Raw genomic sequence first — 18,334 nt, forward strand, 5'->3', positions numbered from 1 at the left:
AATCCTCTATCTACGCAGCTTTTTTCTTTTACCTTTCGTTTTGCGTTCGCGAAAAGGCATAGCTAAAGATGCAAATTCTTTCATTGCACGGCGATAGACATCTCTTTTAAAAGAAACAACTTGCCTAACTGGATACCAATAACTCACCCAGCGCCAACCATCAAATTCAGGGGATTTCCCTCGCTGCATATTGATTTGAGATTCATCGCTCTCTAATCGCAGCAGAAACCATTTCTGTTTTTGGCCGATACAAACAGGCTTAGAGTCCCAACGCACGAGTCGCTTTGGTAGTTTATATCTTAACCAATGACGACTTGTTGCAATGATCTTGACGTCTTTTTTCGTCAAACCGACTTCTTCATATAACTCTCTGAACATGGCTTGTTCAGGAGTTTCACCTTCGTCAATCCCACCTTGTGGAAATTGCCATGAGTGTTGCCCGTATCGTTTAGCCCAGAAGACCTGACCATGGTTATTACAGATTACAATACCAACGTTCAGTCGGTAACCATCGCCATCTATCACCGGCTAACCTCTATGAATAATTTTATATTACCGTGATTTTTCCACATATCCCCATTACTAGCAAACTTACTGATGTGATATGAGCAAGATTTATTACCATTTCACCGATTCTGGATATCTTTTAACCAAAGCGGACTTTATCAACACCAGTTTGAGACCTAGTCCACATTTATTCACCTTTTCTGTGAATAACTTTGTGAAGAAAAGCCTATCCATAAATATTTTTGGTCATAACAATTACTTCAACCATTACTACTAAATTCCGAATTTAAACTTAAATAACTGATATTAAATGCAAAAACTTATAATTAGGTAAGTAAAAAGAACAAATCATACTGATGATCTTTTCGCCAAATCCAGATCGGTCAAAGATCGCTCAATAGACTATTTATCCACATTCAACTGGTATGAGTTCATTAAAACAACGGAAAATCAAGTCTCAATCGGAGCAGTAACCCCTGTTAATTTATCCAGCTCAAGAAAGGATCTTTTATGACTTACACCAAACTGTGGATAAGTTATGGATGGATCGATATTTGTCCCGTTCGTTGAAATCTTAGGCAGTGCCAATACGCGTAATTTGTTAGAATCCAATTTTGTCTTACCACTACAAGAGTTATGAAACCAGAACCACAATCTGAAGCGGAACTAATGGAACGCGCGCATGACATCGCAGGCCTAAGCTTTGCAGAACTTGCAGAGGAAGCTGGTATGAAAGTACCTGATAACCTTAAACGCGATAAAGGCTGGGTGGGACAATTACTGGAATGGCACCTAGGGGCTGTGGCTGGCAGTAAACCACAGCAAGATTTTACCAAGCTAGGTATTGAGCTTAAAAGCATTCCGATCAGTTACACTGGAAAACCATTAGAGACCACCTTTGTTTGCGTCGCACCACTCACTGGTGTGCACGGCCTAACATGGGAAACCAGTCACGTACGTAACAAATTGTCTCGCGTACTTTGGGTTCCTGTTGAAGGTGAGCGTGAGATTCCCCTATCAGAGCGACGTGTTGGCAGCCCCTTAATCTGGTCTCCTAATCAAGAAGAAGAGCACATTTTAAGAAGTGATTGGGAGGAGCTCATGGAATTGATCGTGTTAGGAAAGTTTGATCAAATATCTGCAAGACACGGAGAGGCGCTACACCTCCGTCCAAAAGCAGCAAACGCTAAAGCATTAACGGAAGCATACAGCGCCAATGGTAAACCGATCAAAACATTACCTCGTGGATTCTATCTCAGAACACAATTTACTGAGCAGATCCTGCTTAGACACTATATTAGTGTTCAGCAAACTTGAGTTGAATAACTTTCGTTAAACAATCTTAAGCTAAACAAGCTTAAGTTAAACGAACTTAGTTAATGAGTAACGAGAGATAACTCAATATCGCAATATGAAGCCGCCCCTTCATTGCCAAACTCTTCATAAGCGTTACGTAATCTCAGATAGGCTTTATCAATCCCTAACCTAAGCAGCTGTTCTTTCACCAACTCTAGCGATCCGAAATGCATCGGATCTTCGCCGTCCTTAATCGGCTCTAGTTGATGCTTATATTCCACTGCTAGTAGATAGTCAGAGACATCAGAACAACCGATCACAAAAACCTTAGGTGTCTTGTAGGAGTCTTTGTGGTGGCCATGCACCCACATGTCCAGTTGATGTATCTGCATAATGCACCTCCTTTAAGATTTAAGTGTAGCTCTACAATTCTGAGCTTTCGAGCCATCTCAATTCAGAACGGAAAGCATTTGCGGTGGCGTGTAGAAATCCCCTATATTGAAATGACTTATACCAATCACAGTAAGTGAGTGGCAGAGGTAGCGCAGGTAAAACGACTTTATCGAGCGTTATCACAAGCTAGAGTGACTCGTGATTTACGACGATTGGTTATTATTCAGTCAATGATTATTCAAGGACGTGAAATGCAATACACTAAACTTCCGCACTCCTCACTCGAAATAAGCAAGATCTGCCTTGGTACAATGACGTTTGGTGAACAAAATACCGAGCATGACGCATTTCAACAAATAGACTTCGCTCTCGATCATGGGGTGAACTTTATTGATACTGCAGAGATGTATCCTGTACCACCCGATACCAATACCCAAGGTTTGACTGAGCAATACATTGGTAACTGGTTGACGAAAAGTGGTAAACGCGAGAAAGTCATCCTCGCCACTAAGATCGCAGGTCCGCGCAATGTGCCTTATATTCGAGAGAATATGAGCCTCAATCGTCGCCATATTCACACCGCAATCAATGACAGCTTAAAACGCTTACAAACCGACTATGTGGATCTATACCAATTGCATTGGCCTCAGCGTCAAACCAACTGCTTTGGTCAACTCAACTACCCTTATCCTGAATCTCAAGAAGACGTTACCTTAATCGAGACCTTGGATGCTCTAACTGAATTAGTGAAAGCAGGAAAAGTAAGGTATATCGGTGTTTCTAATGACACGCCTTGGGGAGTGATGTCGTTGTTACGCCTTGCAGAAAAACACGATTTACCACGCATTGTGTCCATTCAAAATCCATACAACTTGCTCAACCGGAGCTTTGAAATTGGTTTATCGGAAATAAGCCATTACGAAGGTGTTCAGTTATTAGCGTACTCTCCTCTCGCTTTCGGTTGTTTAAGTGGTAAGTACCTCCATGGAGAAAAACCAGTAGGCGCTCGCTGTACAAAATGGGAACGTTTCGCTCGCTACTTTACACCTCAAGGTATAAAAGCAACGGAAGCCTATGTGAACCTAGCAAATGAATACGACTTAGACCCCGCTCAAATGGCTCTCGCGTTTGTCAATCAACGTCCATTTATCGCTTCCAACATCATTGGTGCGACCAACCTAAAACAGCTAAAAGCCAACATTGACAGTATCGACATCAATTTAAGCGATGAATTGCTGATAAAAATCCAATCAATCAGCACAATTTACTCCAATCCTTGCCCATAAAACAAAAAAGCGGCTGACCATCAAGATCAGCCAATTAACGGAGCCCATCATTGAGTCCAGCGAATTACGCAGGTTTCAACTTGGGCTTTTGCTTACGTCAGTATTCGCGAAGTTAACACACGACGAAGATGGCGAACTCTGCGATCGACTTGAACTTCATCCGGTGTGCGAGTCAAAATAGCTCGACCCTCAGCATCCAATCCCATGTCTCTTAGCATGTGAGCATTCAACCATGGAATATTTTTGCTACTACGACGAACGGCGCGCTGCCACTGCTTCTCTTCACGGATCAAATCCGCTTTTACTAATAAAGTGGCGAGCTTTAAATATATAGAATGACGCATAACTTTTCTCCAAATTGCTTTAAACAAGCGACTGGGAAAAGTAGCGCGGATACAAACAGATCGATTCTTTCGATACTAAGCTGCTACTTTCCCGCAGCCTAGTCAAAATAGGTAGGTTACGGACTAATTTTTGTCTCGAGTGCTAATAACGTCCAGCTTGTTCGCCTTAAAGGTGGTTCGAACAATCGGCATACGATCAGCGCAAGCAATGTGGTTAACAACGTAATGTTTCATCTTGCGCCTCCTAGCTAAAAATTAATCCGTGGTTGATAAGGTATAGCTCTTTGAGCTACGGTTAAATTGTAAGCAATAGAGATTAATAATCAATCATTTCACTCATAATTATTCAAAAACAAAGCAATGCGCTAAAACTTAGTTGCATATTGTTTTTGATATGACATATTCAGCAAATGAATATGTTAAATGCAAAATTTTATAAATAGATTCGATAACGATAAAACTAACACCTCAAAAGATGGCCTGCTATTGACTAGCATTGGTATAGCTCTCTATTAGTGTAACTATCTATTGGCGTAACTACCTATTGGTGTAACTACCTATTGGTGTAACTACCTATTGGTGTAACTACCTATTGGAGTAACGGTGTACCACGATATGACAAATATCAGATACCACACCTTAGATTTATAGATGGCGAGCTTATAGATAGTAGATTCATAAACGATTAATGTATAACGTTAGATATATAAAAGGAGCGTAATGACGCTCCTTTTTAAACTTTAAGATATCTCAATGCCAAAGCTTTATACGGTATGCTCTGAAATCAAGTTGTGTTTATTTAACAATCGATACATAGTTGCACGAGACACACCCAATTCTTTCGCCGCATTTGATACTTGACCTGAGTGCGATTCCAACACCACCATCAGTGCATCACGCTCACTCTTTTCTCGTATTGATTTCAAACTGCGTTTTACTTCATTGCGCTGCGGTAAATCTAGATGATGCTCTTCAATCAAGACGCTATCCGACATTAATACTGCGCGCTTCACTTGATTCATTAACTCACGTACATTACCAGGCCAGAAATAACGCGTTAAAGACTTAATTGCATCCTCTGAAAAACTTTTTGCTTGGGAGTTATACTCTTTCGAAAACTCTTGCAGGTAATAGCAAGCCAACAATGCAATATCACTTGCTCTCTCTTTCAAACTAGGAACATTGATACGTAAAACATTGATGTAATGGTAAAGCTCTTCGTTAAAATCACCGTCTATGAGTGCTTTCTCCACATCCGATGAATTTGCAGCAAGAATGCGTACATCCACACTCTTAATACCATCAATTGTCTCTATCGTTCCCTCTTGAAGAAACCTTAAGAGGTTCATTTGCTGATCTTTTGAAATGGTGAGAATGTCATTGAGTAGCACGGTCCCACCATCCGCTTGCTCTAGTAAGCAAGGGCCAATACTTTCGTCCGCACCAATACCAAAGACCTCTGCCTGAAAGCGCTGCTCATTGAGAGCACGACAGTTAATCGATAAGAATGTCTTATGAGAACGGGAAGAGACTTTATGAATCGCTCGAGCAACGGCCTCTTTACCAGTACCGCTTTCGCCATAAATGAGAATGCTGACATCCGTTGGCCCAATTCGCTTTACTTGATCGCGCAAGCGCTTCATTGGAATTGAATCGCCAATCAAGCCCATATCTAAGCTATTACCAAAACTTGGCCATACTTTCTTTTCAAGTTTAAGCATACCCAGTTGGTGACCAATGGTACTTAGAAGTTGTGCGTCGGGAATTGGCGCGGTAAAAAAATCAATGCAGAAGTTAACGATGAATTGGCAAATCGTATCCACACCAAGCTGGGATTCGCGAATAAACGCCAACCAACGCACATGTTTATGAGAACTCACTAAGTTTGCTAAACCATTAAGGCTGAACTCATCATGGCTGAGGTCAACTATACCGATACATGGTCCAATATCTTCCAACAGCGTGTTAGCTTTACGTAGATCACCGACTTGGTGACACTTCCATCCCACTTGTTCTAGAACCGATAACCAAGGTTCATAGTTACCACCCACTACAACCAGTGAGCCCGGAATGGAATCCATCTTAAACTGCCCAGCCATTCACTAACCCTTATTCTTTATTGAAAATTCGTATCCCCACAAAGCACCCTTGTGAGCGGGTTACATTATCGAGACAAAGGTCACGCTCGTCTGTCTCAATATTAAGACTATGCAATAGATTGAGAATTTGCGAAAAAGGAATCACATAAACTCTCACTATGTTGGATTAATTATTTGAAATTGCTCGAATTTTAAAAACAAAAAAACCACCCGAAGGTGGTTTTAAAATTCTATGCTGAAACAGAAATTACGCTTGTGGACGCATTGCTGGGAACAGAATTACGTCACGGATAGTGTGCGTGTTAGTCAATAGCATAACTAAACGGTCGATACCGATACCTTGACCTGCTGTTGGCGGTAGGCCGTGCTCTAGTGCAGTGATGTAGTCTGCATCGTAGAACATTGCTTCATCATCGCCAGACTCTTTCGCTTCAACCTGTGCTTTAAAGCGCGCATCTTGGTCTTCTGCATCGTTAAGCTCTGAGAAACCATTTGCTACTTCACGGCCACCGATGAAGAATTCAAAACGGTCTGTGAAGAATGGGTTGTCATCGCTACGACGAGCCAGTGGAGAGATGTCCGCTGGGTAGCCAGTGATGAACGTTGGCTGCATTAGCTTAGGTTCAGCAGTTTCACCGAAGATTTCTTCAAGAAGCTGACCACATGTCCAGAAAGATTCTACTTCAACGTGAACAGATTTCGCGATAGAAACCATTAGGTCACGGTTTTGAATATCTTCTTCTGTTAGCGCTTGGATTTGCGCATGGTCAGGGTTGTAGTGTTTGATTGCTTCAAACATGCTCATACGCGTGTAAGTGCCGCCAAATTCTACAGTATCTTCACCGTAAGGCATTGATGTAGAACCAAGCACTTCTAGAGCGACTGAACTTAGTAGTTCTTCAGTTAGATCCATCAGATCTTTGTAATCCGCGTACGCCATGTAGAATTCCATCATAGTGAATTCAGGGTTATGACGTGGAGAAAGACCTTCGTTACGGAAGTTACGGTTAATTTCGAATACGCGGTCGAAACCACCAACAACTAGACGTTTTAGGTATAGCTCTGGTGCGATACGTAAGTACATTGGCATGTCTAGCGCATTGTGGTGCGTGATAAATGGACGCGCACTCGCACCGCCAGGGATAACGTGCATCATTGGCGTTTCAACTTCCATGAACTGTTTAGAGATCATGAAGTTACGGATTGCAGACATCACTTTAGAACGAACTACGAATGCATTACGAGAATCTTCGTTAACAATAAGATCTACGTAACGTTGACGGTAACGCATTTCTTGGTCTGTTAGGCCGTGGAACTTCTCTGGCAGTGGACGAAGTGCTTTGGTTAGCAACTCGTACTCTTCCATGTTCACGTATAGGTCACCCTTACCAGACTTGTGTAGCGCACCTTTAACACCGATGATGTCACCGATATCTAGACCTTGATATTGATCTTTCAGTACTTTCTGCACTTCTTTGTCAGCGTAAGCTTGGATGCGGCCAGACGTTTCTTGAATCACTAGGAATGGACCACGCTTAGCCATAATACGGCCAGCAATTGCTACTACGTGGTTAAGCTCTTCTAGCTCTTCCTTAGTCTTTTCACCGAACTCTTTTTGAAGGTCGCCCGCTAGTGCGTCACGACGGAAGTCGTTTGGGTGGCCGTTCGCTTTGCAGCTCTTTCGGATTGCATCCAGTTTAGCGCGGCGCTCAGCAATCAGCTTATTCTCTTCTTGTGTAGAGGCTTCTTGTACAGTTTCGTTTTGAACAGCATCAGTCATTTTCGATGTATCCTGTTTTTGTCGGTGAAAAGCTTTATAGGCCTGATTTCAGGCTAGCTTCAATAAATTTGTCCAGATCGCCGTCAAGAACCGCTTGAGTATTGCGGTTTTCAACGCCCGTACGGAGGTCTTTAATGCGAGAGTCATCCAGTACATAAGAACGGATCTGGCTACCCCAGCCAATGTCAGACTTAGCGTCTTCATTAGCTTGTTTTTCCGCGTTTTGCTTTTGCAATTCAAGCTCAAATAGCTTCGCTCGAAGCTGTTTCATTGCCTGATCTTTGTTCTTGTGTTGAGAACGGTCATTCTGACACTGCACCACTGTATTGGTAGGAACGTGTGTAATACGAACCGCAGATTCCGTGGTGTTAACGTGCTGACCACCTGCACCTGATGCACGATATACATCGATACGTAGGTCTGCAGGGTTAATGTCGATAGCAATGTTTTCATCAACCTCAGGGTAGATAAACGCAGATGCAAATGACGTATGACGACGGCCGCCAGAATCGAATGGTGATTTACGAACTAGGCGGTGAACGCCCGTTTCTGTGCGTAGCCAGCCATAAGCGTACTCACCAGAGATCTTCACTGTCGCGCCTTTCAGACCAGCAACTTCACCTTCAGAGACTTCGATCACCTCAGACTTAAAGCCTTTTGCTTCAGCCCAACGAAGGTACATACGTAGCATCATGTTGGTCCAGTCTTGTGCCTCTGTACCACCAGAGCCTGCTTGCAAGTCAATGTAGCAATCAGAGCTGTCGTGATCACCAGAGAACATACGACGGAATTCAAGCTGACCTAGCTTTTCTTCAAGCTCAGCAAGTTCTGGTTCGATTTCGTCAAACGTTTCTTGATCTTCTTCTTCAACAGCCAGCTCAAGAAGACCTTCAACGTCCTCTACACCTTGCTCTAGTTGATCGATGGTTTCAACCACCGCTTCTAGAGATGCACGTTCTTTACCTAATGCTTGTGCGCGCTCAGGTTCATTCCATACATCTGGTTGTTCAAGTTCTGCGTTTACTTCTTCTAGACGCTCTTTCTTCGCGTCATAGTCAAAGATACCCCCTCAGGACATTCGTGCGCTCAGACACGTCCTGTAGACGGTTTTTAATAGGATTGATTTCAAACATGTTGGCTCAACATTTTAGAATAGAATTTAACCGAGAAATTCTACTCAAAAATGTGACGGAGATACAGGAAAATTTAGAGTGGGAAATCAGATTGCAATTAGAGTGAGCGCGGTTAGGGTATTTTTACCCCACTTTACGACAACCGCGCCCATAATCTGTCACAAACCGGCGTTACTTAGCTTCAATATAATCAATCATCAGCTGCAAAGATTGATTGCCACGAAACTCATTCACATCCAGCTTATAAGCTAAACGTACCGTTTTCACTGACGCATCCGGCCAACGGCGCAAATCGATATTAAACGCAATGCCATCAATCATCACATTGGTTGGATGACCTTTATAAAGAGGCTCTAGCATCAATTTGAGGTGTTTCTCCCCCACCAGTTTTTGATGTAATACTTTAAATTCACCATCAAATACAGGCTCTGGAAACGCTTGCCCAAATGGCCCCCCCGAACGCAACTGCTCCGCAATGTGCATCGAGAATTCTTCTGGCTTTAGTTCACCATCTGAGAGAATCACGCCTTTCAGTGCGGCGTCATCGAGCTCTTTTTTCACCACATCATCAAACAAACGACTAAAACGCTCAAAATCTTGCTCTTTAATGGTTAAACCCGCCGCCATTGCATGACCACCAAACTTGATGATTAAACCTGGATTCTGAGTATCAATAAAATCTAACGCATCACGCATGTGCAAGCCAGGAATCGAACGGCAAGAACCTTTAATTGTCCCCTCGCCACCATCCGCAAAGGCGATGACCGGGCGATGGTATTTCTCTTTAATACGCGATGCCAGAATCCCAATTACGCCTTGGTGCCAATCACGTTGAAACAAAGCCAAGCCATGCGGAAGCTGGGTATTTTCACCAAACTGAAGACGTTCACAAAAAGCCATTGCCTCTTGCTTCATGCCCTCTTCGATCTCTTTACGCGTCTGATTAAGTCCGTCTAATTCACTGGCCATACGGCGTGCTGCGTGGATGTTGTTGCACATCAACAGCTCAACACCGAAAGACATATCATCCAAACGGCCCGCAGCATTAATTCGAGGTCCAAGAGCAAAACCAAAATCAGATGCCACCAAACGACGCGCATCGCGTTTCGCGACTTCGATCAAAGCTTGAATCCCAGGACGAGCTTTACCTGCACGAATACGCTGCAAGCCTTGGTGCACGAGAATACGGTTGTTTTCATCAAGCGGTACTACATCAGCAACGGTGCCAAGTGCAACGAGATCAATCAGCTCCATCAGTTTTGGTTCTTGCATTCCTTGTTGTGCGAACCAATTTTGTTTGCGCATGTATACACATAGCGCCATCATGAGATAGAACGCGACGCCAACCCCCGCCAATGCTTTCGATGGAAAAGCACAACTGTCTAAGTTCGGGTTTACCATTGCATCCACTTCAGGAAGCACTTGGCCCGGCAAGTGATGATCGGTCACCAGTACTGTAATACCATTCTCTTTGGCGTAGCGCACGCCATCAATCGACGACACGCCGTTGTCGACAGTCATGATCATCTCAGCGCCCAATTCGATCGCTTGGTCGACCACTTCTGGGCTCAAACCATAGCCATCTTCAAAACGGTTCGGAACAAGATAATCGACGTTATTACTGCCTAGCATACGCAGTGCAAGGACCGATAGCGCAGAGCTCGTTGCACCATCGGCATCGAAATCTCCCACAACGATAATGCGCTTTTGCTTATTGATTGCTTGAAAGAGCAGTTCCACCGCTTGATCAATGCCACCTAACTGCTGGTATGAATGCAACCCACGGGCTGAGGTCTCTAATTGTGCGACATCCGTAATACCACGATTGATGTAGATGCGCTTAAGAATTTGAGGAATAGAATCAGGAAGAAGAGAAAGATCTGGTTCGGGACGTCGTTGAATTTCTATCATATTTGAAAAGAGCCAGCGAACACTGCTGGCTCTACTCCTTAGAGGATTATTGTTGCTCTAAACGTTTTAGCAATTCTGCTGGCGGAACGTATCCACCGACTAACTCACCGTTTGGCAAGAAAATAGCTGGCGTGCCAGAAATACCAAGCTCACGACCTAGGTTATAGTGAGATTTGATCGTTTCTTTACACTGCTTAAGGTCTTTTGCTGGATTATCAAAAGTACGGTCAACTTTTGCATTGTGCATTGCTGATTTAGGATCTTCTGCACACCAAATGGTCGCCATTTGATCGGCAACAGAGCCCGTTGCGCCTTGGCGAGGGTAAGCCATGTAGCGAACCGTGATGCCTAGATCGTTATAACCTTGCATTTGGCTATGTAGACGCACACAGTAGCCACATGTGATATCAGTAAATACCGTTACAACATATTTTTCATTCTCGGCTTTGTATTCAATAGCACTGTCAGAAAGCTTAGCAATTTTTTCAGCATTGATTGGAGCTTGACGCTCAGCAATCACATCTTTGTAACCACCATTATCATCGATGGCGTAAAGTGTACCAGCAATAAAGTAGTCACCATCATTTGATGCGAACAGCACACCACCATTGGTTTGAATTTCTAACAATCCAGGGATATCAGCCGGCTGAATGTTAAGAATCGACACACCCAATTTCGAGAATTTCGCGATTAGCGCTGCTTCATCAAAGTTGTGTTTTGCCGCTGGCGCGACTTGTTGTGCTGGAGTTTCCGTTTTTGCCTGACTTTCTTCAGCACCACAAGCGGTTACGAAAAACGGTAAAGTCAGCAGAGTTAGTTGGCGTAATACACGCATTAAGTTCACCTTAAAATAAAATCGTTTCATCCAATAAGATCATGAATAAATGAAACAAACCATCATTATGCTCTTGGGTGGTGTTGACTGTGAATTTGCTTTAATCGCTCAGTCGCCACGTGAGTATAAATTTGCGTAGTCGATAAGTCACTATGCCCTAAGAGCATCTGTACGACCCTGAGATCTGCACCATAGTTCAATAAATGCGTTGCGAACGCATGGCGCAATACGTGCGGCGACAACAGGTCTGTGTCAATCCCGGCAATCACCGCATAGTATTTAATACGATGCCAAAAGGTTTGGCGAGTCATTTGTCTCGCTCGCTTACTTGGAAAAACAACATCCGACGTGGTATCACCCAATAGTGCAGACCGGCCTTGCTTAATAAATGTTTCAATCCAATCGACCGCGTTCTCCCCCATAGGCACAAGACGCTCTTTCCCACCTTTACCTGTTACACGCACTACGCCTTGACGTAAGCTAACATTTTCCATTGTCAGACTTACAAGCTCTGTGACACGTAGCCCCGTAGCGTAAAGCAACTCTAGCATGGCTTTATCGCGAAGCTCTATGGGATCATTCGGATCCGGCGCATCTAATAATGCATCCACTTGCTCTTCACTGATGTCTTTTGGCAAGCGTTGTGGCAATTTCGGACTCACTAACAAAGCACTTGGATCATCCGATCGCACTTTCTCTCTGTGAATATATTGAAACAAACGACGAATTGCCGACAGCATACGTGCGCGAGACGTCTGTTTATACTCCAAATCTACAAGATATGCCTGATATTCTTGAAGCCCTGAAAAGCTAATAAAATCGAGACGATAGTTATTTTTCGCCATCCATGTAAGCAATTTCATCAAATCATTTCGATAAGAAGCCAACGTATTTTCTGATAAACCACGCTCCATCCACATCGCATCTAAAAATTGCTCAACAAGCCCAAAATCTTGTTGATTGACAGTCTGTTGTGCTGTCATGAACGCACCTTTATCTGTTTATATTTACAGTACTGAGAGTAAGACACCTGCCCAACCAATACCATAAAAAAATCATCCCCTTAAGGATATTCGCTGCAATCTTCCCCAGTTTATGGTTAGAATCGACGATAACAGCAACATAAAAACGATGAATATCATGAAAATCGGACTGTTTTACGGCTCAACTACCTGCTACACCGAAATGGCAGCAGAAAAAATTCGCAACATCATTGGTGCTGACCTTGTCGACATTCATAACGTGAAAGAGACACCGCTATCACTGATGGCAGACTACGACTTGCTACTAATTGGCATATCCACTTGGGACTTTGGTGAAATCCAAGAAGACTGGAGTGCGATTTGGCAAGACATTGCAACCACGCCACTGAAAGGAAAAGTCATCGCTCTATTCGGTTTAGGTGACCAAGAGGGCTATGGCGAATGGTACCTTGATGCAATGGGTTTACTTCATGATGAGCTCAAAGCAACGGGCGCACATTTCATCGGTTACTGGCCAAATGAAGGTTACGAGTTCGAAGCATCAAAAGCGCTGACAGAAGATAGCAGTCAATTTGTTGGCCTCGCACTGGATGAAGACTCCCAATACGAACTCAGCGATGAGCGCATCGAGAAATGGTGTGAACAAGTGTTAGTGGAGTTTCACGACACACTATAGTCATCACGACACACTACAGTCAGCACCAACGTTGACAAAACAGAAGACAAACAAAAAGCCCGGTGAATTTCTTCACCGGGCTTTTTTATTCAACGTATTTTAGGACGAGACCACGTGTTAGCAATTATGCTGCTTCTTCCGTTAGTTCTTGCTGAGCAGATTTTGCCAAGAAAAAAGAACATGCAATTGCAGCAGTAGTTGGTAACAACCAGCCCATACCGATACTAAATAGTGGCAGCATATTAAATGCAGAAACATCCACACCCGCAACTTTCGCTGCATCAATCAATGCAAATAGAAGCGATACAAGTAGAACCATACGATAAGCCGTGCGTGGATTTGGTAGACGGTTACGAACAAACGTCAATGCAATTAGCGCTACAGCCACTGGGTACAATGCAAATAGAACAGGAACAGAAAGCGCGATCAACTGAGCAAGGCCAACGTTAGCAACAATCGCACAAGCCACACCATTGATTACAACCCACTGCTTGTAAGACACAGAAGTCTTTGAGCTAAAGAAATCTGCACACGCAGAGATCAAGCCAATCGCTGTTGTTAGACACGCAAGAAGCACGATAATCGAAAGAACGATCTGACCGTAAGGACCAAACAATGCTTGAACGTACTGGCTTAAAACAATACCACCGTTATCAGCGCCCGCCGCCACAGTTGCACTCGTCGCACCAAGGTAGAACAGTGAGATGTAAACAAATGCCAAACCAGCTGCAGCAATACAGCCAGCAAAGATTAGGTACTTCGTCGTTGCTGCATGTTCTGTAATACCTTTGCTGCGCAATGCGTCAACAATCAGCATACCAAACATAAGTGCACCAAACGTATCCATTGTATTGTAGCCTTCAAGGAAACCTTTCGTTAAAGGCTGCGTCAGGTACTCACCTTGTGCTGCAATCATCTCGCCTTGCGGGTCAGCGAATACCGCAACCGCTAGAATGATAAGACCAATAAACAATGCAGGCGTAAGCACTTTGCCGATCACATCTATAAGCTTACCTTGAGACCAAGCAAAGAACATTGCTACTGCAAAGAACAAGATAGAAAAAATGGTTAGATGCGCTTGAGCTGCATCAACAAAGAAAGGCTTAACAGCCATCTCGTAAGCAACAAGGCCTGTACGAGGTGCAGCAAAAGCAGGGCCGATGATGATAAAGATCAACGCCGCCATTAGCACTGCCGCTTTCTTAGGAAGATCTTGAGTTAAGTGATCCCAAGAGCCGCCTGCAACAGCAATAGCAACGATAGTAATAAGAGGTAGACCTACCGCTGTTAGCAAGAAACCGAACATTGCTGGCATCAAGTGATCGCCTGCTAGCTGACCCGCTAGAGGAGGAAAAATGATGTTACCAGCACCCAAAAAGAACGCAAAAAGCATAAATCCTAATGCGATAATATCTGTTAGTTTTAACGTCTGCTTCACAGATAACCCTTACTTTTTAATTAATCGAATGTTGTGTATGCATGGCCACTTTTGATTAATCCATGGCTAATAGATAATCGTGGCTTTGTCTCTATGTTTTGCCGCATAATGACGAAATGCTCAACATTTGGCAACCATAAAGAAAAAAACACCACATTAATTCAGTTTGAAGAGATAAAAGCAGTCATATTCACTACTTTAAATTATTAATATGGCACTTTAAACCAAGCAAAACAACATACCAAAAAACAACAAACAATACACAAACCCATACAAGTGCGAAACAACAGTATTATTAACTTAAATTACGACGTCGTTCTTTCTGAATGTATAATATTTACCCTGCACACTGGTTCTAAAAGCAAAGTGAATAACAAAATAGTCCTGGGAAAACAAAAACCATAGATGATGAACAACGGTAAACAGAATGAAAACGGAACCATTTAAAACAAAAGGTTTTAACTTTAAGCAATTCTCGATTCGTGACGGCGAAAGCGGAATGCCTGTAAGCACCGATGGCGTCTTGCTTGGAGCATGGGCGAAATGCCCGCCTAGAAGCAACATTTTGGATATTGGAACAGGGACAGGTTTATTAGCGTTAATGTGTGCTCAGCGCTTTCCTGACGTGATTATCACCGCTCTAGACATTGAATCCACGGCTGTCGAGGCAGCTCGAAATAACTTCGAGCTATCGCCTTGGTCAAACCGGCTGAGAGTGATACACAGCGATATTAATCAATTTGAGCCCACGCATCTTTTTCATCGTATTATTTGTAACCCTCCCTACTTCAATAGTGGCGAACAATCTAAACAAAGCCAGCGAGCTACAGCACGGCACACCAACACTCTAAAGCACGGTGAATTGCTCAAACGCTGCTATACGCTACTCGACAAAACCGGCAAAGCCAATTTCGTTTTACCGATCACTGAGGGGGAGCAATTTATCGCAATGGCAAAAGGCGATGGCTGGTACTTATCGCGGATTTGTCGTGTACAATCATCACAGAAAAAGCCTGTACATCGATTACTATTTGAACTAAGTAAACAAGCTTGTGATACTCAAGAATCGCATCTTGTTATTCATTCAAATGAGGGGTACAGCCATGAATTTACGCAGCTAACTCGTGAGTTTTATCTTAAGATGTGAAATAACATGTGATCCTTATCACCATTCACTTTATAATGTGCGACCTTTTTAAATTCTATGCTGCTTTGGCGAACCATTAACCAAGCTTTGCTTGCGGAGAACTCATTGTGATCAGAACCTTTGCTGAACTTGATCTAGACCCTAACCTACTTGATGCCATTGAAGAGATGGGTTACGAACGCCCAACCAAAATTCAGGCTGAAGCGATTCCACAAGCGTTAGATGGTCGTGACATTCTAGCGTCAGCACCAACAGGTACAGGTAAAACTGCGGCATTTGTTCTGCCAGCACTACAATACCTGCAAGACTTCCCGCGTCGCAAGCCTGGACCAGCGCGTATATTGATCCTAACGCCAACTCGCGAACTTGCTATGCAGATAGCCGATCAAGCACGAGCACTCGCAAAAAATACCAAGCTAAACATCTTCACCATCACTGGTGGCGTACAATACCAAGAGCATGCTGACATCCTAGCAACCACACAAGATATTGTTGTTGCTACACCAGGTCGTCTTCGCGAGTACATTGATGCAGAACGTTTTGACTGCCGTGCGATCGAGTGGCTTGTTCTAGACGAAGCAGACCGCATGCTCGACATGGGTTTCGCCCCAGCCGTCGACCGTTTATCTGCTGAGTGTCGCTGGCGCAAGCAAACACTTTTGTTCTCTGCAACGTTGGAGGGTAAAGGTGTTGAGGGTTTCACTGCCGATCTACTGAATGAACCTGCTGAAATTGACGCAAAATCTTCACTGCGTGAACGCAAGAAGATCGCTCAGTGGTATCACCGCGCAGACAATGCCGAGCACAAACTTGAGCTACTCAAACACATCATCACGCAGCAAGCTGAACGCACGATTGTATTTTTGAAAACTCGTGAACGTTTGGGTGAGCTTCGCGCTCAACTGGAAAGTGCACAAATCCCGTGCTCTTGGATCCAAGGAGAGATGCCACAAGATCGCCGTAACAACGCGATTGCACGATTCCGTGACGGCACAGTGAATGTACTGCTTGCGACTGATGTGGCGGCACGTGGTATTGATTTACCCGATGTATCTCACGTAATTAACTACGACATGCCACGTACGGCAGATGTATACCTTCACCGTATTGGTCGTACTGCACGCGCGGGTAAAAAAGGGAATGCAATCTCTATCGTGGAAGCGCACGATCAGCCTATGCTTGATCGCGTTGCTCGCTACGTAAAAGAAGACATCAAAGAGCGCTTCGTAAAAGAGATGCGTCCTAAGCACAAAAAGCCTGTGTTTAAGAAGAAAAAGAAAAAAGACGACAAGAAGAAAGTAGCGAAAAAGAAAGTCGCTAAGAAGAAGTAATCTTGTCTGGTTTTCTCGTAGAGAAAAAACAAAAGGGTTGGCAGTGCCAACCCTTTTTTATTTCTACTATCTAGCAAGAGTCTATTCGCTAAAAGCCATACTCTTCGGCTCTGATTTAATTCTGCTCTTCACGCTTAAATACCAACTCAGTTGGCGTCGACTCTTCTTCTACAAAGTAATAACCCGCAGTATCAAATTGAGTTAAATCCGCTACGCTCTTGATGCGGTTTTCAATAATATAGCGAGCCATCATGCCGCGCGCTTTCTTCGCGTAGAAGCTAATGACCTTGTACTGTCCATTCTTACAATCTTTAAAGATTGGCGTAATCACTTGTGCATCCAGGTTCTTTGGTTTCACCGCTTTGAAGTATTCATTCGACGCAAGGTTGATCAATACATTATCGCCTTGAGCATCAATCGCTTCATTAAGCTTATCGGTGATGACATTACCCCAGAATTGATACAAGTTACTGCCTTTCTCATTGGCAAGCTTTGTTCCCATCTCTAGGCGGTATGGCTGCATTAAATCTAACGGCTTCAACAAACCATATAAACCAGACAACATACGCAGATGATCTTGAGCGTAATCAAAATCCGCTTCTGACAAGGTTTCTGCATCTAAACCAGTGTATACATCCCCCTTAAAAGCCAGAATAGCTTGGCGCGCATTATCTGTCGTAAAGGTCTCACTCCATTCTTGGAAACGACCCACGTTTAAATCAGCGATCTTATCACTGACTTTCATCAGAGACGCAACATCAGCAGGAGTTAGTTGGCGACAAACTTCAATCAACTCTTTTGAATAGCGAACCAACTCCGGTTGAGTGAACTTTTCGACCGCAAGCGGTGATTCATAATCAAGTGTCTTTGCTGGAGAAACGACGATAAGCATGGCTGTAAACTTCCCTAATTCTATTTTTCATTAGAGTACAAAAAAATACCCTTAACATAAAGTTAGATAAAAAAGTTAGAAAGTCCCTTACGTACAAGGACTAATCAAAGTTTATCTAACTTTTCCCTCTAGAATCTAAGTTTTTGCGTTTACTTAATACATAAAAGACAAAATTAGATCGATTACTGTTGTGGATCTTCTAAACAGTTTATCTAAATTTTTTGTATTGGAAAGAAATGAGTTACACGATTTACTAAATTAGTTATCGATTAATTTAAGCATT

At 43.4% G+C, this 18,334-nt stretch carries 16 protein-coding genes; 5 read left to right on the forward strand and 11 right to left on the reverse strand.

The annotated features are described in order from the left end of the window. Positions 1–6 precede the first annotated feature (6 nt). The gene (gene rppH / locus KHN78_RS05045; RefSeq protein ID WP_128811618.1) at positions 7–525 is read right to left on the reverse strand and encodes an RNA pyrophosphohydrolase; all 519 of its coding nucleotides are present in this window, start codon (positions 523–525) and stop codon (positions 7–9) included. Positions 526–1,143: 618 nt separating this feature from the next. Here rppH and mutH point away from each other — a divergent pair. After that, positions 1,144–1,824: a DNA mismatch repair endonuclease MutH gene (gene mutH, locus KHN78_RS05050; protein ID WP_211920070.1), complete on the forward strand. Its 681-nt coding sequence runs from the start codon at positions 1,144–1,146 to the stop codon at positions 1,822–1,824. A 59-nt stretch (positions 1,825–1,883) separates the two neighbouring features. Here the strand turns inward: mutH and KHN78_RS05055 are convergent, their stop codons facing one another. After that, positions 1,884–2,195, reverse strand: a complete 312-nt coding sequence (locus KHN78_RS05055; RefSeq protein WP_128811621.1) for a DUF6482 family protein — start codon at positions 2,193–2,195, stop codon at positions 1,884–1,886. 252 nt (positions 2,196–2,447) lie between these two features. Here KHN78_RS05055 and KHN78_RS05060 point away from each other — a divergent pair, with 252 nt between their 5' ends. After that, the gene (locus KHN78_RS05060) at positions 2,448–3,482 is read left to right on the forward strand and encodes an NADP(H)-dependent aldo-keto reductase (protein ID WP_211920071.1); all 1,035 of its coding nucleotides are present in this window, start codon (positions 2,448–2,450) and stop codon (positions 3,480–3,482) included. A gap of 92 nt (positions 3,483–3,574) precedes the next feature. Here the strand turns inward: KHN78_RS05060 and KHN78_RS05065 are convergent, their stop codons facing one another. From KHN78_RS05065 to xerD, 7 genes are all read right to left on the reverse strand, one after another. Then, on the reverse strand, positions 3,575–3,826 hold the full coding sequence (locus tag KHN78_RS05065) for a DUF1127 domain-containing protein (protein ID WP_211920072.1): 252 nt from the start codon (positions 3,824–3,826) through the stop codon (positions 3,575–3,577). Positions 3,827–4,590: 764 nt separating this feature from the next. Beyond that, positions 4,591–5,925 carry a sigma-54-dependent transcriptional regulator gene (gene vpsR / locus KHN78_RS05070; protein WP_211920073.1) on the reverse strand — a complete coding sequence of 445 codons (1,335 nt, stop codon included), beginning with the start codon at positions 5,923–5,925 and terminating at the stop codon, positions 4,591–4,593. Between the two features lie 247 nt (positions 5,926–6,172). Next, positions 6,173–7,705, reverse strand: a complete 1,533-nt coding sequence (gene lysS, locus KHN78_RS05075; protein ID WP_128811625.1) for a lysine--tRNA ligase — start codon at positions 7,703–7,705, stop codon at positions 6,173–6,175. 34 nt (positions 7,706–7,739) lie between these two features. Continuing rightward, positions 7,740–8,838 (reverse strand): peptide chain release factor 2 gene (prfB, locus tag KHN78_RS05080; protein ID WP_211920074.1). Its coding sequence is split into 2 segments (ribosomal slippage): positions 7,740–8,762 and positions 8,764–8,838, totalling 1,098 coding nucleotides; the frame shifts between segments, so codons are not numbered across the junction. A 171-nt stretch (positions 8,839–9,009) separates the two neighbouring features. Further along, positions 9,010–10,749, reverse strand: coding sequence for a single-stranded-DNA-specific exonuclease RecJ (gene recJ, locus KHN78_RS05085; RefSeq protein ID WP_211920075.1), 1,740 nt, complete (start codon positions 10,747–10,749; stop codon positions 9,010–9,012). Positions 10,750–10,795: 46 nt separating this feature from the next. Then, positions 10,796–11,584: a bifunctional protein-disulfide isomerase/oxidoreductase DsbC gene (gene dsbC / locus KHN78_RS05090; RefSeq protein ID WP_211920076.1), complete on the reverse strand. Its 789-nt coding sequence runs from the start codon at positions 11,582–11,584 to the stop codon at positions 10,796–10,798. 65 nt (positions 11,585–11,649) lie between these two features. Further along, complete coding sequence (gene xerD / locus KHN78_RS05095) at positions 11,650–12,567, reverse strand: site-specific tyrosine recombinase XerD (RefSeq protein ID WP_211920077.1); 918 nt, start codon at positions 12,565–12,567, stop codon at positions 11,650–11,652. A 157-nt stretch (positions 12,568–12,724) separates the two neighbouring features. Between xerD and fldB the strand changes: the two genes are divergently transcribed. Beyond that, positions 12,725–13,243, forward strand: coding sequence for a flavodoxin FldB (gene fldB / locus KHN78_RS05100; protein ID WP_211920078.1), 519 nt, complete (start codon positions 12,725–12,727; stop codon positions 13,241–13,243). A gap of 124 nt (positions 13,244–13,367) precedes the next feature. On the opposite strand, the gene brnQ is transcribed toward fldB, so the two are convergent. Then, positions 13,368–14,681, reverse strand: a complete 1,314-nt coding sequence (brnQ, locus tag KHN78_RS05105) for a branched-chain amino acid transport system II carrier protein (protein WP_211920079.1) — start codon at positions 14,679–14,681, stop codon at positions 13,368–13,370. A 427-nt stretch (positions 14,682–15,108) separates the two neighbouring features. On the opposite strand from brnQ, the gene KHN78_RS05110 reads away from it, so the two are divergent. Both KHN78_RS05110 and srmB read left to right on the forward strand, forming a co-directional pair. After that, positions 15,109–15,828, forward strand: a complete 720-nt coding sequence (locus KHN78_RS05110; protein WP_211920080.1) for a tRNA1(Val) (adenine(37)-N6)-methyltransferase — start codon at positions 15,109–15,111, stop codon at positions 15,826–15,828. A 107-nt stretch (positions 15,829–15,935) separates the two neighbouring features. After that, positions 15,936–17,159, forward strand: a complete 1,224-nt coding sequence (gene srmB, locus KHN78_RS05115; RefSeq protein ID WP_128811633.1) for an ATP-dependent RNA helicase SrmB — start codon at positions 15,936–15,938, stop codon at positions 17,157–17,159. Between the two features lie 115 nt (positions 17,160–17,274). Here srmB and yaaA read toward each other — a convergent pair whose 3' ends face one another. Further along, entirely contained in the window at positions 17,275–18,051 is a 777-nt protein-coding gene (yaaA, locus tag KHN78_RS05120) for a peroxide stress protein YaaA (RefSeq protein WP_211920081.1), read from the reverse strand. Positions 18,052–18,334 lie beyond the last annotated feature (283 nt).

The sequence above is a fragment of the Vibrio sp. B1REV9 genome (genome assembly GCF_905175395.2).
GTDB lineage: Bacteria > Pseudomonadota > Gammaproteobacteria > Enterobacterales > Vibrionaceae > Vibrio > Vibrio alfacsensis.